The 1,010-nt window shown below is 30.6% G+C and carries 1 protein-coding gene; it reads left to right on the top strand.

The genetic code is table 11. From position 1 onward, the window contains the following. Positions 1-16 precede the first annotated feature (16 nt). On the top strand, positions 17-1,010 hold a 994-nt coding region (gene mtnA / locus ACY1IQ_RS21125), incomplete at its 3' end, for an S-methyl-5-thioribose-1-phosphate isomerase (protein WP_461615825.1).

Genomic DNA, 1,010 nt, shown 5'->3' with positions numbered 1-1,010 from the left:
TAAAGGGGGAATTTTCATGACTAATATTGCTACAATTGAATTTAAAGAGAATAAATTATTTTTAATTGATCAAAGAAAATTACCTAATAGTTATGAAATTTTTATTTGTACAACCTATAAAGATGTAGATTTTGCTATTAAAGATATGGTAGTTAGAGGAGCACCAGCTATAGGGGTAGCAGCTGGTTATGGAATACTTTTAGCAGCTAAGGAATTTTATGAATTATCTAAAAATGATTTCTTGGCTAATCTAGAGAAAGCCTGCGAAATTATATATAATTCTAGACCTACAGCAGTAAATCTTATGTGGGCAGTTAATAGAATGAAAAAGGTTATAAAAAGAAATGAAGGTAAATCTATAGAAGAGATCTATAAATTTATTGAAAAAGAAGCACATACAATTTTAAAAGAAGATGTAGAAATTAACATGACTATGGCGAAGCATGGAAATAAAATAGTACCAGAAAATGCAACGATACTTACTCACTGTAATGCAGGTGCATTAGCTACTGCTGCTTATGGTACAGCGTTAGGAGTAATAAGAGAAGCTCACTATAGTGGAAAAAATATCTTTGTATATGCAGATGAGACTAGGCCAAGATTTCAAGGAGGAAAGCTTACAGCATGGGAACTTGTTCAAGAAAAAATTCCATCAAAGTTAATTCCAGATTCTGCAGCAGCTACTCTCATAAGAGACAAAAAAATTGATTTAATATTAGTAGGCGCAGATCGAATTGCATTAAATGGAGATACAGCAAATAAAATAGGAACTTTTATGTTATCAGCAATAGCTAAAATTTATAATATTCCATTTTATATTGTAGCACCAACCTCAACTATTGATATTAATACAGAACATGGAGAGCTTATAGAAATAGAAGAAAGAAATAGTGAAGAAGTCACTCATATAGATGGTAAAAGAATATTAGCAGAAGGAATTGAAATTTATAATCCAGCCTTTGATGTTACACCTAATGAAAATATAACGGGAATTATTACAGAAAAGGGAA

It is taken from the genome of Clostridium sp. Marseille-QA1073 (assembly GCF_054863625.1).
Note: the sequence above shows the minus strand (reverse complement) of the source record. Positions and strands in the feature narration are given on the sequence as shown.